Genomic DNA, 17,130 nt, shown 5'->3' on the forward strand with positions numbered 1-17,130 from the left:
TATCCATGGACTGTAGTAAAAATCTATTTACTATCATCATTATGAGCTTGAATTAGGCAAATGTCTATCTACCCAAGAATTAAGCGCTTACATGATATCCGCTATACTGATCATTGCAGGAAGAAAAAAAGCAGCAGCTTTACAAAAATAGTCCGGCTGCCGCAAATATAATCGAATACAGAAAAAGATCCCGGTATGTGAAAGGACAATGAGCTGGATGCTCAAAAATGTCTGATTCACATACCGGGATTTTTTATTCATATTACATATCAATCTTACTGAGTGCTGCTTCATCAGCTACAATCGTAACATCATTATGTAACTGAAGAATAGAAGCAGGAACTTTCGGAGTAATTGGTCCGTATAAGACCTCTTTTAAGATATCCGCCTTATCTTCTCCGCTTACAACAACCAGAATTTTCTTGGCCTGCATGATATTCTTGATTCCCATTGTATAAGCCTGTCTCGGAACATCATCTTCAGATTCGAAGAAACGCTTATTGGCTTCAATTGTACTTTCTGTCAGATCTACGCAGTGTGTCTCTTTCTCAAAAGCGGCACCTGGTTCGTTGAATCCGATATGTCCGTTGTGTCCAAGACCGAGAAGCTGGAGGTCTACACCGCCCTGCTTACGGATGACTGCATTATAATCGTTGCAGGCTTTCGCGGAATCTGCTTCCAGTCCGTCTGGAACGAAAGTACGGGTTTTGTCGATGTTTACATGATCAAAGAGATTGGTATTCATGAAATATCTGTAGCTCTGATCATTTTCAGGACTGAGTCCTTTGTATTCATCGAGGTTTACACTTGTAACCTGGGAAAAATCAAGATCCCCTTTCTTATACCATTCGATCAGCTGTTTATATGTACCGACCGGTGAAGATCCGGTTGCAAGTCCAAGTACACAGTTTGGCTTCATAATAATCTGTGCAGAAATGATGTTTGCGGCCTTACGGCTCATATCCTGATAGTCTTTTGCTTTATAAATTACCATAATAAAATCTCTCCTTATTCTATTGTTTTTTTGTTTCTGAATATTAGTATATACATTATAAATGAATTTTCAAGTAAAATAGCATAAACTGAAACTACTTTCAAAAGTGGAAAGAAATTGCCTGGAATTGTGCATATTGCATAAAAAACGGATTTTAAAATAGGCAAAACAGAAAGAAGTATTGAAAAGGATGAAAGAAGTTTCAAGAACTGCAAAGGTACTTGAAAATAAAATCGAACAATACTATACTGATTGCAGAACAAAGGAGGGAACAAAAAATGAATCAGAAAGTTGAAAATCTGAAGGGTAAATTAATTGTATCATGTCAGGCATTACCAGATGAACCATTACATTCTTCATTCATTATGGGAAGAATGGCATTGGCTGCAAAACAGGGAGGTGCAAGCGGAATTCGTGCAAATACAAAAGAAGATATCAAGGAGATCCAGTCACAGGTTGATCTGCCAATCATCGGAATCGTAAAAAGAGATTATGATGACAGTGATATCTACATTACACCAACGATGAAAGAAATCGAAGAACTGATGGAAGTAAAACCTGAAATCATCGCTATGGACGCTACTATTTCAAAGAGACCTGGCAGAAAGACATTAGATGAGTTCTTTAAAGAAGTAAAAGCAAAATATCCGGATCAGTTATTCATGGCAGACTGTTCTACAGTGGAAGAAGCACTGCATGCGGATGAACTTGGATTTGACTTCATCGGAACTACAATGGTTGGTTACACAGAGCAGAGCAAGGGCGATAAGATCGAGGCAAATGATTTCGAAATCTTAAGAAAGATTGTCGCAAAAGCAAAACACAGAGTGATCGCAGAAGGTAACATCAATACACCGGAAAAAGCAAAACATGTGATCGAGCTTGGTGCGTACAGTGTTGTTGTAGGATCTATTATCACAAGACCGCAGCTGATCACAAAATCATTTGTAGAAGAAATGGAAAGATAATTCTGCAAGGAATTTATTAAATTAAATTTATATAAAAAGACAAAGAAAAGGAGAAAGAAACCATGAGAAATCTTGAAAAGTACAAAGGCGTAATCCCTGCATTCTATGCATGCTATGACAACGAAGGAAATGTAAGCCCGGAAGGCGTTCAGGCACTGACAAAATACTTTGTAGAAAAAGGTGTGAAAGGTGTATATGTGAACGGTTCGTCAGGAGAATGTATTTATCAGAGCGTAGAAGACCGTAAGATCATCCTTGAGAACGTTATGAAAGCAGCAGAAGGAAAGCTTACAGTTATCGCACACGTTGCATGCAATAACACAAAAGATAGCCAGGAACTTGCAAGACATGCAGAAAGCCTTGGAGTTGATGCAATCGCAGCAATCCCACCGATCTACTTCCACCTGCCAGAGTATGCAATCGCTCAGTACTGGAATGACATCAGTGCAGCAGCACCAAACACAGACTTCGTAATCTACAACATTCCACAGCTTGCAGGAGTGGCTCTTACACAGGGACTTTTCGCAGAGATGAGAAAGAATCCTAACGTAATTGGTGTTAAGAACTCTTCTATGCCGGTACAGGATATCCAGATGTTCAAACAGGCAGCAGGCCCTGACTACATCATCTTCAACGGACCAGATGAGCAGTTCATGAGTGGACGTGTCATCGGAGCTGAAGGAGCAATCGGTGGTACATACGGAGTTATGCCGGAATTATATCTGAAATTAGACGAGTATGTAAGAGCCGGAAAGATGGAAGAAGCAAGAGAAATCCAGTATGCTTGTGATGAGATTATCTATAAGATGTGCTCTGCACACGGAAATATGTACGCAGTGATCAAAGCTATGTTAAAGATCAACGAAGGTCTGGAACTTGGCGGAGTAAGAGAGCCACTGCCAGCATTAGTAGAAGAAGACATGGCTATCGTTGAAGAAGCAGCTAAGATGGTTCGCGACGCAAAAGCTAAATATCTGTAAGATTATATAAAAAATATGTGAAAGAAAAATATCTGTAAGGAGAGAGACGATGCAAGGGTTTACCGTAGTAGATTTAGTCATTTTAGTAGTTTATCTCGCGGCTGTACTGTTCGCCGGTCTTCATTTCGCAAAGAAAGAAATGAAAGGAAAAGAGTATTTTAAAGGAGACGGAACTGTACCGTGGTGGGTAACTTCCGTATCAATTTTCGCAACACTGTTAAGTCCGATTTCATTCCTGTCATTAGCAGGAAACTCATACGCAGGAACATGGATCATGTGGTTCGCACAGCTTGGTATGCTGTTAGCTATCCCGATCACGATTAAATTCTTCCTGCCAATCTACAGCAAACTGGATATTGATACAGCATATCATTATCTGGAACTGAGATTCGGAAGCAAAGGACTTCGTGTACTTGGAGCTGTAATGTTCATCATTTACCAGATCGGACGTATGTCAATCATCATGTACCTTCCATGTATGGTACTTGGAAGTCTGACTGGAATCAGCGTAAACTTACTGATCATTATCATGGGTATCATTGCTATTATTTACTCATACACAGGAGGTCTTAAATCCGTACTTTGGACAGACTTCATCCAGGGATCTGTACTTCTGATCGGTGTTACATTTGCACTGATCTTCCTGTTAGCACACTTAGATGGTGGATTTGGAGCAATCGCACATGCACTGACAACAGAGCATAAGTTCCTTGCTGTAGATCAGCCAATCTTCAATGCTAATATTTTTAAAGACAGCGTATTCATCATGATCGTTGGTGCCGGATTCAATACAATGGCATCTTACGTATCAAGCCAGGATATTGTACAGCGTTTTACAACAACAACTGATACAAAGAAACTGAACAAAATGATGCTTACAAACGGAGGATTATCAATCTTCATCGCAACAGTATTCTACCTGATCGGTACAGGATTATACGTATTCTATCAGCAGAATGCACTTCCACCGGCAGCAGCTCAGGACCAGATCTTCGCATCTTACATCGCATTTGAGCTTCCGGTTGGTGTAACAGGACTTCTGTTAGCAGCTATTTATGCAGCAGCACAGTCTACACTTTCTACAGGTCTGAACTCTGTAGCATCAAGCTGGACACTGGATATCCAGACAAGACTTTCTAAGAAAGAATTAAGCTTTGAGAAACAGACAAAGATCGGACAGTATGTATCTCTGATCGTTGGTATCTTCGCAATCGTAGTTGCTATGGTACTGGCTAACGGCGGAGTAAAATCTGCATACGAATGGTTCAATGGATTCATGGGACTGGTACTTGGTATCCTGATCGGAACATTTATCCTTGGAGCATTTACAAAGGTTGCCAATACATTTGGTGCAGTATGTGCATTCATCGTTGCATCAGGCGTAATGGTATACATCAAATACTTCGTACCTGCTGATCACGTATCAATCTGGTCATACTCAATCATCTCAATTGTAGTATCACTGGTAATTGGTATCCCGGCAAGTATCATCTGGAGAAAGGCAAAAGGAGACAATTCCGTACCTGCTCCTAACACAACCATTTACAAAAACTAAGAAGGAGTGACGATTTTCGTGATTTTTGGAAATATCAATAATTTATCAGAATTCCCATTCTTAGAAGAACAGGTAAAAGAGTGCTTTGAATATGCAAAGACACACGACCTTGCATCTTATGAAAAGGGAAGTCATGAAATCGATGGTGACAGACTGTTTGTCAATATCGTAGAATATACAACAACAACACCGGAAGAACGTTTCTGGGAAGCACATAAAAATTATCTGGACGTCCATGTAATGATCCATGGAAATGAACAGATCGATCTGAACTTCATTCAGAATATGGAATTAAAAGATTTTGTGGAAAAAGATGATTTTCTTCCGATGGATGGGGAAAAGAATTCTTCCGTAGTCCTGACAGATGGAGATTTCCTGATCTGTTATCCGAGTGACGGACACAGAACAGCGGTTCAGGTTCAGGAACCGGAAACCATTAAAAAGGCAATATTTAAAGTAAAGATTTAATCAGAAAAAGTCGAGGGCAAACCATAAAAGAACGGTTTGCCCTTTTCTGGCTGAACGAGTATAATGAAGAAAAATGAAAGAGGCAAAGCAGAGATGAAAAAATATATTAGTATTGACATCGGCGGCACAGCAATCAAATATGGTATTGTGAGCGAAGATGCAGAAGTATTGTTAAAGAAAGAAATGAAGACAGAAGCGCAGAAAGGCGGACCGGCGATCCTTGATAAAGTCATCGGTATCGTAGAAGCATTAAAAGAAGAGGCAGACGCAGGTGTGTGTATTTCTACAGCCGGTATGGTTGACATTGAGAAAGGTGAAATCTTCTATTCGGCACCGCTGATCCCGAATTATATCGGAACGGCATTCAAAAAGACGGTAGAAGAACGATTCGGAATTCCATGTGAAGTGGAAAATGATGTGAATTGTGCGGGACTTGCTGAGTACAAAGCAGGAGCGGCGGCAGGAAGTAAGGCGGCTGTGATGCTGACAATCGGAACCGGAATCGGCGGCTGTATTTTGCTGAATGGCGAGGTGTTCCACGGATTCAGTAACAGCGCATGTGAAGTCGGATATATGCATATGGATGACAGCGATTTCCAGACACTCGGAGCAGCCAGTATTCTGACGAAGAAGGTTGCTGCATGGAAGGGAGAACCGGCAGAAAATTGGAGCGGATATCGCATTTTTGAAGAGGCAAAAAAAGGTGATAAGATCTGTAACCGTGCAATTGATGAGATGACGGATGTACTTGGGAAAGGTATTGCCAATATCTGTTATGTAGTGAATCCGGAAGTTGTCGTACTTGGCGGCGGAATCATGGCGCAGGAAGCATTCCTGAAGGACAAGATTGAAAAAGCAGTGGAAAAATACCTGGTGTCCAGCATGTGGGAGCATACAAGTATCGCATTTGCCAAAAACCAGAACAATGCCGGTATGTTAGGCGCATTCTATCATTTTCAGGGAAGACATGCATAGTCTGGAGTTATAAAATAAAGAAGCAGGAATAGTAAGATATGGAATATTATGTAAAATCAGTCGTTCCGATCATAGAATCGAATTATGATAAATTTACGACAGTGGAACGGAATATCGCAGATTTTTTTATACAGAACAGAAAGAAAGTGGATTTTTCATCAAAATCCATTTCCGAGAGACTCTTCGTATCAGAAGCGTCGTTATCCAGATTTGCGAAGAAATGCGGATATCGCGGATACAGAGAATTCATCTATCAGTATGAAGAGACATTTGTAGAAAAGCAGGAATCCATTACCGGTAATACGCGAATGATCCTGAATGCGTATCAGGAACTTCTGAATAAGACTTACAGTCTGGTGGATGAGGCGCAGATTGCAAGGATCAGCAGATGTCTGAATCAGGCGGAGCGTGTGTTCGTGTGCGGAACCGGAAGTTCCGGTCTGGCAGCAAGAGAGATGGAACTGCGTTTTATGCGAATTGGTGTGGATATTGATTCGCTGGTAGAAAGAGATATGATGCGTATGCAGGCGGTATTCCAGGACAGAAGAAGCCTCGTATTCGGAATCAGTATCAGCGGATCCAAGGAAGAGGTCTTGTTTCTTCTGAAAGAAGCATATCGGAAAGGTGCGAAAACGATTCTTTTTACGGCGAACAACCGGGGTGGCTTCGAGCAGTTCTGCACAGAAGTTGTTCTGATTCCATCACTCAGACACCTGAATCATGGGAATGTAATCTCACCGCAGTTCCCGATTTTGGTCATGCTTGATATTATCTATTCTTACTATTTGGAACAGGATAAATATGAAAAAGAAGTTCTGCATGATAATACACTGCGTGCACTGGAAGAAGGAGAAGGGATGCACAGGAGTTTTTAGAATGTTAAGAGGTATGTTGGGAAAAAATAAAATGGAGGATATATAAAATGATAATCAAAAATGTAATTGTCTATACAGGAGACAAAAAATTTACAGCAGGCGGCATTGTTGTTCACGATGACAAGATCGAAAGCATTTACACGACAGAAAACGTACCGGATATGCCGGGGGAAGAAGTCGTTGACGGACAGGGGGCATACGCAATTCCGGGACTGATCGATCTGCATTTCCACGGGTGTATGGGAGATGACTTCTGTGATAACAGTAAAGAGGCTATTGAAAATATTGCAAAATATGAGGCTTCTGTGGGTGTTACAACAATCGCACCAGCAACAATGACACTTCCGGTAGAAGAACTGGAAGATATCTTAAGAACAGCAGCAGAATACAAAAAAGAGCAGAATCCGAAGGGAGCGGATCTTGTTGGCGTGAACATGGAAGGCCCGTTCATCAGCCCGGTGAAAAAAGGAGCGCAGGATGAAAGAAATATCATGCCTTGTGATACGGATATTTGTCAGAGATTCCTTGATGCTTCGGAAGGCCTTGTGAAGTTTGTAGGACTTGCGCCGGAAGAAAGTGAGGACGCAGTTGCATTTGTAGAAGCAATGAAAGATAAAGTGAACATTTCGCTTGCACATACCAATGCGGATTATGCACATGCGAAAGCAGCATTCGATGCCGGAGCAAATCATGCCGTACATCTCTTTAATGCGATGCCTGCATTCACTCACCGTGAACCGGGTGTTGTAGGAGCAGTGTCCGACAGTGCACATGTAATGGCAGAGATTATCTGTGACGGTGTACATATCCATCCATCGATGGTGAGAGCAGCGTTCAAGATGATGGGAGCAGACCGTATGATCCTGATCAGCGACAGTATGCGTGCGACCGGAATGCCGGACGGACAGTATACACTTGGTGGATTGGATGTAAAAGTAGTCGGTAATCATGCAACACTGGTATCTGATGGAGCACTTGCAGGATCTGTTACAAACCTTGCAGACTGTATGCGTACGGTAGTTAAGAAGATGGAGATCCCGCTTGAGACGGCTGTAGCATGTGCGACGATCAATCCGGCTAAGAGTCTTGGAATTGAAGATACATATGGTTCGATCGCACCGGGAAAGAAAGCGAATATCGTATTATTAGACGAGAATTTGGAGCTTAAGATGGTAATTAAGGACGGACAGGAATTATAATTCATGCAATTTATAGTATAAGGCTATTTGGTGTTAAGGACAGATGAAAAAGATTATATTTTTAGGTGACAGTATTACAGATGCCAGTCATTGCTTTTTAGAAAACTCTATCAGTAGTAAGCGGGCTTAAGATTTCGTATATAAGTCAGGATACTTCTCATTTGAGAGGAACTTTGAAAGCTTATGCAGAAAAAAATGATATTGATTATACACTTTTACTGACACTTTTAAGACAACTTGATTTTTCAAGAGTACAGTTTGGTAAGGATATGATAGAATTTTCAGAGGGGCAGAAAAAGAAGGTTCTGATAGCGTCCAGTCTGCTCACACCGGCACATATCTACATATGGGATGAGCTGCTGAATTATATTGACGTTTTTTCCAGAATGCAGATTGAAAAATTGTTAATGCACTATGCCCCGACGATGTTGCTTGTAGAGCATGATGTTAAGTTTAAGGAGACGCTTTCTACTAAACTGGTGAAAATGTAGTTAATAATCAATAAAGAATGATTTTTTATTTATTCGTTATTCGGATTCGTAATTCTGTAACAACAAAGACTGGATTATCACTTGAATAAAAAAGCTGTAAAAATTCACGTTGAATTTTACAGCTTTTTGTGTATAATATAAGTAGCAGAAACAATATAAAATCAAGGAAGGAGCTGAAAGAATATGGCAAGTATTTTACCAGTATCTGATTTGAGAAATTATAACGAAGTCCTGAAGAACTGTCACAAAGGCGAGCCTGTATATCTTACCAAGAATGGTAGAGGACGTTTTGTGGTTATGGATTTTGAAGATTATGAACATGATCGTGCGGAAAAGAAGCTTTTGATGAAGCTGCAGGAAGCTGAAGAAGCAGTGAAAGATGGCGAAGGATGGCTGGATTTGGATGAACTGAAGGCGCTTGTGGGGGAATAAGATGTTAAAATTGCGGATCAATCCGATTGTTGCAAAGGACCTGAAGAACATCCGGGATTATATTGCTGAAGACAACGAGGAATATGCTGCAAAAACCATAAAAGAAATTTACGGTAAATTTGAGAATCTTCAGATGTTTCCGGGAATGGGATCAGATCTTTCCAAACGAGTCAGCTTTCGGACAGACTATAAATATGCGATATGGGAAGATTACGTGATTATCTACAAGGTAGGGAATGAGTATGTAGAGATTTATCGTGTGATCAACCGATATCAGGATATTACGAGAATCTTTGACTGATAACAGAAATTTGATAACAAATTGATAACACCGTTCAGTACAGTCTATGGGCTTAGGACAGTGGAACACATATAAAACCAAATAGAATCATAATGCCAATACAAAAATGTATAGTGACAAGGATTTATTTGCGAGTTTGAATAGAAGTCGAATCCTCGGAAAAGCCTGTATTTATGGGCTTTCCCGGGGCTTTATTTTTGTCTCTGGAGTGCAAATGGAGTTAAAAATTATTTTTTTTGCTAGCCGGATTTCTTGAATAGGCAAGGTTTTCCGGAATATCATTGCATTTCCAGAAGAGAATATCGGGGAATTATTATAGAACAGTTTGTTTTGATGAAGTAGTTTTCATCAGGGCAGACTGTTTTTTTATTGCTTTTGAATTTGTGAGGAAATATTACCTGTGGAAAATTTGCAAAATTTCGGAAAAACGTGTCCGAAAATCCTCCCGCCAGTCCGGTGTACATGAAGGGAAAACTTTCAGAACACAAAGGAGGTACTGATTATGCAGAACAAATTATTTTTAAAAGCAGCTGATGTGTGTGAACTTTTGGAGGTATCTACAACCTCTGCTTATGAGATCATTGCAAATTTGAACAGCGAACTGGAGAAGAAAGGGTATCTGGTTCTTAAAGGCAAGGTTCCGACCAAGTATTTTGTGGAACGTTTTTACGGGATTGAGGATGTTTGCCGGATCCCACAGGAGAAGGGAGTGGAATGGTTCCATGCGTAAAAGAAAGATGTATCTGTCAGTGGAAGACGTAGCGGAAGTATTTGATATCTCGGTCTCTTTTGCTTACCGGGTGGTGGAGCGGATGAACGCTGACCTGGCAAGTAAAAACTATTATGTGATTTTAGGGCGGGTGCCCACTCGGTATGTTGAGGACAAGATTTATGGTTTGGAACATGTAGAACAGTATTTATCGGAGGAAAAAGCAATATGAGTATGACACAGGAAAAAATGTATATGAACGTAGATGATGTTTGTGCAGTGTTGGGAGTATCAAAAGCCTTTGCATATAAAATCATGAAAGGCTACAACGAGGAACTGAAAGAAAGAGGATTTCTGGTCATTCCTGGAAAAATATCAACAAAATTTCTTGCCGAGAAGATTTATGGCATGAAGGTGGAGGAATAGCAATGGGAGTATATAAAGAAGGAAAAAAACTGGAAAGTACAGGTATATTACAGGGACTGGCAGGGAAACCGGAAGAGAAAACAGAAACGTGGTTTTCGGACCAAGGGAGAAGCAAAAGAGTGGGAAAGGGATTTCCTTCAGCAGCAGACGCAGAGCGTCGACGTCGAGTTTGGTAATTTCCTTGAACTCTATTACAAAGATATGGAAGTCCGGTTGCGTGAAAATACCATGTACACAAAACGTTATATTATCGATCTGAAAATCAAGCCGTATTTTGAGCATAAGGTCTTAAGTGAGATTACAGTTGCAGATATCAGAAACTGGCAGAATGGGTTGTTAAAGCAGAATTATTCTGAGACATATCTGAAAACAATCAACTGCCAGCTGGGAGCAATTTTTAATTATGCTGTGCGGTATTGCAACCTGAAAGATAATCCTTGCAGGAAAGCAGGTAGTATCGGGAAAAGCAAAGGAGAACCGAAGGATTTCTGGATGCAGGATGAATTTGAGGCTTTTCTTGAAACAGTAAATGACAAACCGGAGGCGAAGATGGCATTTCAGTTTCTGTACTGGACGGGGATGAGAATCGGGGAGCTTTTGGCATTAACTTATAATGATATCAATCTTGAGGAAAAAACGGTTTCTATCAACAAATCTTATCAGAGATTAAAAGGAAAAGATGTAATTACCAGACCGAAAACACCAAAAAGTATCAGGGTAATTACACTTCCGGATTTTCTGGTTGAGGAATTTCAAGAATACTGCAGTCATCTGTACGGAATTATGAAGCACGAAAGGCTGTTTCGTTTTACAAAATCATATATGGAACATTGTATGGTCAACGGAATTGAAAAATCGGGAGTAAAAAGAATTCGCTTGCACGATCTCAGGCATTCCCATGCCAGTATGCTGGTGGATATGGGAGTTGCTCCGCTGGAGATCGCAGAACGTCTGGGACATGAAAAGGTAGAAACAACATTAAATACCTATTCCCATCTGTATCCTTCAACCCAGAGCAAATTGGCAGGGCTTCTTGATAAAAAGTATAAGAATGACAGTGAATTTGAAGGGGATGGTATCAATGGTTAGAAAATCTTTGAAAAAATATGATAATTCAAAAATGGAGGTACTTTGAAATGGCAAGTGACAGACACGGGAAACACAATAAACCGACAATTGCATTCCGGGTTACACCTTATGAACAGCAGGTCATCAATGAAAGGGTAAAGGCAAGTGGCATGAAAAAGCAGGATTATATTGTTCGCTCCTGTATCTATAACCATGTTTGTGTGGTGGGAAAACGGGAGAACCTGGAAATTCTCAGATCTGAGGCTCGTGAAATGTACACTGTCCTTGAAGAAGTGTCCAAAGACATAAAAAAGGACAGCCCAGACTTATCAGAGCAGGGGATGGAAAGCATGACGGCAAGCCTTGGCTATCAAAATCCCGATGAGTTGAATGTTACACTGGCTACAATTCTTATGAAAATTGTAAATGAGGAAACATCGGAAGCCAGTGGTGCATGGAATATCAGCGGTAAAAATACGGACAGTGACCGGAATGTGCTGACCACAGCAACGTATGGTACCAGCCGGATCAATGCCTATAAGATTCTGGCAGAAACCCTGAATTTAAAAGACGTACAGATTTATGACACAAAGCTGGATGCAGAGGGAAATGAAATCCGTGTGTTGAATAAAAAAGAAACGATGCTGGCAACCCAGAAACAGGATGCGATCAAGGAAGCATTTAAGGACTGGATCTTCAGGGATCAGGAACGGAGGGAAAAGCTGTGCCGGATTTATAATGAACGTTTCAATTCCATCCGTCCCAGGGAATACGATGGAAGCCATCTGACCTTTCCGGGAATGAATCCGGAAATAGAGCTTCGTCCGCACCAGAAAAATGCCGTTGCCCATCAGCTTTATGGGGATAATGTCCTGCTTGCCCATGTCGTGGGAAGCGGAAAGACCTATGAGATGGTAGCTGCAGCTATGGAGAGCAAACGTCTTGGTATTGCCCAGAAAAGCCTTTTTGTAGTTCCCAACCACCTAACGGAGCAGTGGGGCGCAGAGTTTCTACAGCTTTATCCGGGAGCCAATATCCTTGTGGCAACGAAAAAAGATTTTGAACCGGCAAACCGTAAAAAGTTCTGTGCCAGAATCGCAATGGGCAGCTATGACGCAGTGATCATCGGGCATTCCCAGTTTGAGAGGATTCCCTTATCGGAAGAACGCCAGAAAAAGATCATAGAAGAGCAGATCGAAGAACTGGAAGCAGGAATTCAGCAGGCAAAGCTGGAAAGTGATGGCAGCCGTTTTACGGTAAAACAGTTGGAAAAGACCAAAAAGAGTCTCAGGAGGCGTCCGGAAAAGCTGGAGAACAAAGAGAAAAAGGATGATGTGGTAACGTTTGAAGAACTGGGGGTAGACCGTCTGTATGTGGATGAAGCTCATTATTACAAAAATGCATTCCTTTACACAAAAATGAGGAATATGGCAGGCATTGCCCAGAATGAAGCACAGAAATCGGCAGATATGTTTAACAAATGCCAGTATCTGGATGAAATCACCGGCGGGAAAGGCATTACATTTGCAACGGGCACGCCGGTCAGCAACAGCATGACGGAACTTTATACCATGCAGCGTTACCTGCAGTATGGCAAACTGAACCGGATGGGACTGGGACATTTTGATTCCTGGGCATCCACCTTTGGTGAGGTTGTGACCAGTATCGAACTGGCTCCGGAGGGTACCGGATACCGGGCAAAATCCAGATTTGCCAGGTTTTACAATATCCCGGAACTGATGAGCATGTTCAAGGAGATTGCTGACATTAAGACGGCAGACCAGCTGGAACTTCCCGTTCCGGAAGTAGAGTATGAAACGGTGGTGTTAAAACCATCTGAACATCAGAAAGAGATCGTGGAAAGCCTTGGAGAACGTGCAGAGGTGATCCGTGATGGTGGTGTGGATTCCTCTGTTGACAATATGCTGAAAGTGACCAATGATGGAAGGAAGCTGGCACTGGATCAGCGTCTTGTTAATCCATTGCTTCCGGATGATGAGGATAGTAAAATCTGTGCCTGTGTGGAAAAGAGCTTTGCTATCTGGAAAGAGACCGCATCAAAACGGTCAGCCCAGCTCATTTTTTGCGACCTCAGCACACCGAAAGGGGATGGGACATTCAATGTTTATGACGATTTAAAAATGAAACTTATGGCAAAAGGAGTACCGGAAGCAGAGATTGCTTTTATCCATGATGCCAATACGGAAGTGAAGAAAACGGAGCTGTTCAGTAAAGTAAAATCCGGACAGGTTCGTTTTTTATTGGGTTCCACAGCAAAAATGGGTGCCGGAACCAACGTGCAGGATCGTCTGATTGCCCTGCATCATCTGGATGTGGGCTGGAAGCCTTCTGACCTGGAACAAAGGGAAGGGCGTATCATCCGTCAGGCAAATAAGATTACGGATCCGGAGAAATTTGTGATGGAAGTCGGTGGCACTGTCTTTTATGAGAAAAAAGAAGCGGGAGCAGCCCTCCTTGCTGTCTGTCAGTCCATGAAACAGGCGGATGCCATGATCAATGTCGGACAGTATCAGGGATTTTCCATCCGCTTAAAGTTTGATTCCTGGAATAAGGAATTTATCCTTTCCCTGAAAAATGAAAACGTTCGATTCATGATAAAATCAGTGCATATAAAAAGAGTACTCAACTGGAAAATACTGAAGACAGAATCGGGATATCAAGCGAGATTTGTATTGGCTAAATAATGGTATGCAAGAGAATGAAAATAATGTAAAATAAAGGCAGGTTTTGAAAAAATAAAAAATGAATGTATCAGCTTGACGTGCCAAATTTGTATTTCAAGTTGAGTAAGGAGATTATATGGCTGATCAAATGACAAATGAAGTGATAGACCAGGGAACTGCGGAAACACAGATGGTAGAAGTTGTACAGCCTGCTATTGAAAAACTAATTTATGTCATCCGTGACAAACAGGTTATGATAGATAGTGATCTTGCAATGCTTTATCATGTGGAGACCAAGCGGTTGAATGAGGCTGTAAAAAGAAATATCGCCCGGTTTCCAGAAGAATTCCGGTTTCAACTGACAGAAAAAGAAACAGAGAGTTTGAGGTCGCAAATTGCGACCTCAATGAAAAGTAACGGAGACAATGAGAAAAAAGGCGGAAGAAGATATCTGCCATATGCCTTTACAGAGCAGGGAATTGCTATGCTTTCTGCAGTACTCAGAAGTGACGTAGCTATTCAGGTCAGTATTAATATCATGAATGCTTTTGTAGAGATGAGGCGTTTTATTGCCAATAATTCTCTGCTTTTTGAGCGTATCAGTAATGTTGAATTAAAACAGTTGGAATACCAGAAAAAAACGGATGAAAAGCTTGAGCAGATATTTGAGTACATAGCTGATCATGAGGAGTCAAATCAAAAGGTATTTTTTGATGGGCAAATATATGATGCTTTCAGCTTGATAGTAAGCCTGATTCAAAAAGCAGAAAAAGAAATTACTTTAATTGACGGCTATGTCGATGTAGGAACGCTGAACCTGCTTTCAAAGAAAAAAGATAATGTAAACGTTACAGTATATACGTTAAAAAGGACAAAACTATCAAAAACGGATGTTGATAATTTTAATATGCAGTATCCAACATTGAATGTGAAATACACGAACGTATTTCATGACCGCTTTTTAATCCTTGACAGAAAAACGGCGTATCATATAGGAGCGTCGCTAAAAGATGCTGGAAAGAAGTGCTTTGGCATTAACCTGATTGAAGATGCCGGTATTATAAAAGATATTTTGCAGAGATTGGAGTTAGAAACGGAAGAATAGAAGGGAGATGGTTCCGTTGTCCCGGAAGAACCATAAAATGATTGATGGCAAACTTCTTCAGACGGATAAGAAGTATTCTCATCTGAAACTGAAACAAAAGGAAAAAATAGCTGAATGGATGTATCTGGAGACAAAGGCATATTATGAGAAAAACTATACATTTCCCGGGGATAAGCAAATCGGGGATGTTATCTCAAAAGTATATGATCGGATCACAGTTGCAGATATATGGATTCCCTATGGCGAAGTGGTGAAACACTATAAGAAAAAGAGGGCTGATATTAACAAACGAGTGAGACGCTCCCTTAACCAGCATGAGGAAAAGAAAACGGAAACAGTTTGCTTCATGAATCTATGTATGGTGCAAGATGGAAAAGGAAATGTACTTGCACTGGACAAAGTAAATGACAGTTATACCGGAACAACGTTTCCGGGTGGGCATGTGGAAAATGGTGAGATCTTTACAAAGGCTGTCATCCGTGAAGTTTACGAGGAGACGGGACTTACGATTGAGAATCCTCTGTTCTGTGGCATATATCATTGGAATAAATCAGGCACTCATCATGTGATATTCTTGTATAAGGCAGATCGGTATTCAGGAATATTACATAGCTCTGAGGAAGGAAGTGTTTACTGGATTCCGAAGGAAGAGTTTAAAGAAAAGGAACTTGCCACTGGGATGGAGTACGTTTTGCAGATGATGGAATCTGCACAGATGAATGAGTGCTATATGCATCTGGAAGATGGAAAATATGTAGGAACTTTATATTAAGTTATGGCGTTTGCTGGCAGTGAAATACCTGCCGGTTTTTTCATGCCCGGAAGGAGGTGCTATGTGAGGAAAATAGAAAAAGTAATGTTGATTGTGTTTCTGGTAATTTCGGTGATATGCGGGAAATTCCTCTTGGATTACTGGCAGGATTCTTATGATAACAGACAGAAATACCGGGAGGTGGAAGAGATTGCATTTCCGGAAAAGACTACAGAGGAAGACGAGACAGAACCAAATGCAGATAATCCAATGACAGAGATACAGATTTGAGAGAACCATTCGGAATTGATGAAAGTTGGCTGGATGTATCTGCCAGCACTTCGATAAAAGGTGATGGAATGAAAATTGCAAATGAAATCAGTAAAAGAATACAGCATGAGTTGGGAGTCACGGTCAGCATTGGTGTTTCATGGAATAAGATATTTGCAAAACTTAGATAATATGACAATAGAGCATGTTATGCCACAAACACTTTCTGACGAATGGAAAATACATTTAGGTGATGATTGTGAACAAACCCATGAATTATACTTAAACACGCTGGGAAATTTAACGCTTACGGCGTATAATTCAGAATTGTCAAATGATAGTTTTAAAAGAAAGCGTGAAATATACAATGAATCTCACTTAGAGATGAATAAGTATTTTTCAACGGTTGAAAAATGGAGCGATATAGAAATAAAACAAAGAGCAGGTATTCTTGCAAGTAAATTGATGAAAATATATCCATATTTTGGTGAAACAATCAATAGTAGCGATTTGTCAAGTGTAACTGGAACAAAACCTTATTTGTTAGTAGTTCTTGGACAAGAATTTAATGTAAAGACATGGGCAGATGTTTTAATGTATACATTGAAAGTTGTATCTGATTTAGCCCCGGATAAGCTTGAAAACATAGAAACGGATTATCCATCGCTCGTTGGAAAAAATGCAAAAATTTTTAGAAGACCTAAAGAGTTGTGCAATGAATATTATTATGAATCAAATTTAAGTGCAAGTCATATATACAATTTCTGCAAACAGTTAGTCAATGTAATGGAGTTGTCAGAAGAAGAGTGGAAAACAGAAGTAACAAATTAGAACGGAATGTTGATAGCTCAAAGAAACATTGACATAGGTATGTTTTAT

At 40.6% G+C, this 17,130-nt stretch carries 20 protein-coding genes and 1 pseudogene; 20 read left to right on the forward strand and 1 reads right to left on the reverse strand.

Annotated features, from left to right (window positions below):
• Positions 1–262 precede the first annotated feature (262 nt).
• Positions 263–994 carry a glucosamine-6-phosphate deaminase gene (gene nagB, locus ACTNC0_RS09940; protein ID WP_117685531.1) on the reverse strand — a complete coding sequence of 244 codons (732 nt, stop codon included), beginning with the start codon at positions 992–994 and terminating at the stop codon, positions 263–265.
• A gap of 278 nt (positions 995–1,272) precedes the next feature.
• Between nagB and ACTNC0_RS09945 the strand changes: the two genes are divergently transcribed.
• The 20 genes and pseudogenes from ACTNC0_RS09945 to ACTNC0_RS10040 all read left to right on the forward strand — a co-directional run bounded on the left by ACTNC0_RS09945 (position 1,273) and on the right by ACTNC0_RS10040 (position 17,082).
• Positions 1,273–1,962: an N-acetylmannosamine-6-phosphate 2-epimerase gene (locus ACTNC0_RS09945; RefSeq protein WP_441087245.1), complete on the forward strand. Its 690-nt coding sequence runs from the start codon at positions 1,273–1,275 to the stop codon at positions 1,960–1,962.
• A 62-nt stretch (positions 1,963–2,024) separates the two neighbouring features.
• The gene (locus ACTNC0_RS09950) at positions 2,025–2,942 is read left to right on the forward strand and encodes a dihydrodipicolinate synthase family protein (RefSeq protein WP_006427785.1); all 918 of its coding nucleotides are present in this window, start codon (positions 2,025–2,027) and stop codon (positions 2,940–2,942) included.
• 49 nt (positions 2,943–2,991) lie between these two features.
• Positions 2,992–4,497: a sodium:solute symporter gene (locus tag ACTNC0_RS09955; protein WP_291809327.1), complete on the forward strand. Its 1,506-nt coding sequence runs from the start codon at positions 2,992–2,994 to the stop codon at positions 4,495–4,497.
• 18 nt (positions 4,498–4,515) lie between these two features.
• On the forward strand, positions 4,516–4,965 hold the full coding sequence (locus ACTNC0_RS09960; RefSeq protein WP_055284298.1) for a YhcH/YjgK/YiaL family protein: 450 nt from the start codon (positions 4,516–4,518) through the stop codon (positions 4,963–4,965).
• Between the two features lie 93 nt (positions 4,966–5,058).
• Positions 5,059–5,940: an ROK family protein gene (locus tag ACTNC0_RS09965; protein ID WP_055157330.1), complete on the forward strand. Its 882-nt coding sequence runs from the start codon at positions 5,059–5,061 to the stop codon at positions 5,938–5,940.
• A 38-nt stretch (positions 5,941–5,978) separates the two neighbouring features.
• The gene (locus tag ACTNC0_RS09970) at positions 5,979–6,815 is read left to right on the forward strand and encodes a MurR/RpiR family transcriptional regulator (protein WP_227079801.1); all 837 of its coding nucleotides are present in this window, start codon (positions 5,979–5,981) and stop codon (positions 6,813–6,815) included.
• Positions 6,816–6,862: 47 nt separating this feature from the next.
• Entirely contained in the window at positions 6,863–8,014 is a 1,152-nt protein-coding gene (nagA, locus tag ACTNC0_RS09975; RefSeq protein ID WP_291809349.1) for an N-acetylglucosamine-6-phosphate deacetylase, read from the forward strand.
• Positions 8,015–8,154: 140 nt separating this feature from the next.
• Complete coding sequence (locus tag ACTNC0_RS09980; protein WP_441087336.1) at positions 8,155–8,505, forward strand: ATP-binding cassette domain-containing protein; 351 nt, start codon at positions 8,155–8,157, stop codon at positions 8,503–8,505.
• Between the two features lie 183 nt (positions 8,506–8,688).
• Positions 8,689–8,937, forward strand: coding sequence for a type II toxin-antitoxin system prevent-host-death family antitoxin (locus ACTNC0_RS09985; RefSeq protein WP_441087246.1), 249 nt, complete (start codon positions 8,689–8,691; stop codon positions 8,935–8,937).
• Position 8,938: 1 nt separating this feature from the next.
• Positions 8,939–9,238: a type II toxin-antitoxin system RelE/ParE family toxin gene (locus tag ACTNC0_RS09990; RefSeq protein ID WP_114001840.1), complete on the forward strand. Its 300-nt coding sequence runs from the start codon at positions 8,939–8,941 to the stop codon at positions 9,236–9,238.
• 502 nt (positions 9,239–9,740) lie between these two features.
• The gene (locus ACTNC0_RS09995) at positions 9,741–9,968 is read left to right on the forward strand and encodes a DNA-binding protein (RefSeq protein WP_441087247.1); all 228 of its coding nucleotides are present in this window, start codon (positions 9,741–9,743) and stop codon (positions 9,966–9,968) included.
• A complete protein-coding gene (locus ACTNC0_RS10000; protein ID WP_087315809.1) occupies positions 9,961–10,179 on the forward strand; it encodes a hypothetical protein in 219 nt (72 codons plus the stop codon). The genes ACTNC0_RS09995 and ACTNC0_RS10000 overlap by 8 nt, the downstream gene beginning before the upstream one ends.
• Entirely contained in the window at positions 10,176–10,373 is a 198-nt protein-coding gene (locus ACTNC0_RS10005; RefSeq protein ID WP_115623697.1) for a DNA-binding protein, read from the forward strand. The genes ACTNC0_RS10000 and ACTNC0_RS10005 overlap by 4 nt, the downstream gene beginning before the upstream one ends.
• Before the next feature lie 12 nt (positions 10,374–10,385).
• Complete coding sequence (locus ACTNC0_RS10010) at positions 10,386–11,462, forward strand: site-specific integrase (RefSeq protein ID WP_441087337.1); 1,077 nt, start codon at positions 10,386–10,388, stop codon at positions 11,460–11,462.
• Positions 11,463–11,509: 47 nt separating this feature from the next.
• Positions 11,510–14,146, forward strand: a complete 2,637-nt coding sequence (locus ACTNC0_RS10015) for a DEAD/DEAH box helicase family protein (RefSeq protein ID WP_441087248.1) — start codon at positions 11,510–11,512, stop codon at positions 14,144–14,146.
• Positions 14,147–14,315: 169 nt separating this feature from the next.
• The gene (locus ACTNC0_RS10020) at positions 14,316–15,230 is read left to right on the forward strand and encodes an ORF6N domain-containing protein (protein WP_441087249.1); all 915 of its coding nucleotides are present in this window, start codon (positions 14,316–14,318) and stop codon (positions 15,228–15,230) included.
• Positions 15,231–15,267: 37 nt separating this feature from the next.
• Positions 15,268–16,002 (forward strand): 8-oxo-dGTP diphosphatase, encoded by a 735-nt coding sequence (locus ACTNC0_RS10025; protein WP_321069819.1) that lies wholly within the window; start codon positions 15,268–15,270, stop codon positions 16,000–16,002.
• A gap of 63 nt (positions 16,003–16,065) precedes the next feature.
• Entirely contained in the window at positions 16,066–16,272 is a 207-nt protein-coding gene (locus tag ACTNC0_RS10030; protein WP_441087250.1) for a hypothetical protein, read from the forward strand.
• Positions 16,263–16,436: pseudogene (locus tag ACTNC0_RS10035) on the forward strand (Y-family DNA polymerase); the annotation flags it as partial. The gene ACTNC0_RS10030 and the pseudogene ACTNC0_RS10035, both read left to right, overlap by 10 nt.
• A 25-nt stretch (positions 16,437–16,461) precedes the next feature.
• Positions 16,462–17,082: an HNH endonuclease family protein gene (locus ACTNC0_RS10040; RefSeq protein WP_441087338.1), complete on the forward strand. Its 621-nt coding sequence runs from the start codon at positions 16,462–16,464 to the stop codon at positions 17,080–17,082.
• Positions 17,083–17,130 lie beyond the last annotated feature (48 nt).

The organism is Blautia sp. HCP3S3_B11 (assembly GCF_052064435.1).
Taxonomy (GTDB): Bacteria; Bacillota; Clostridia; order Lachnospirales; family Lachnospiraceae; genus Blautia_A.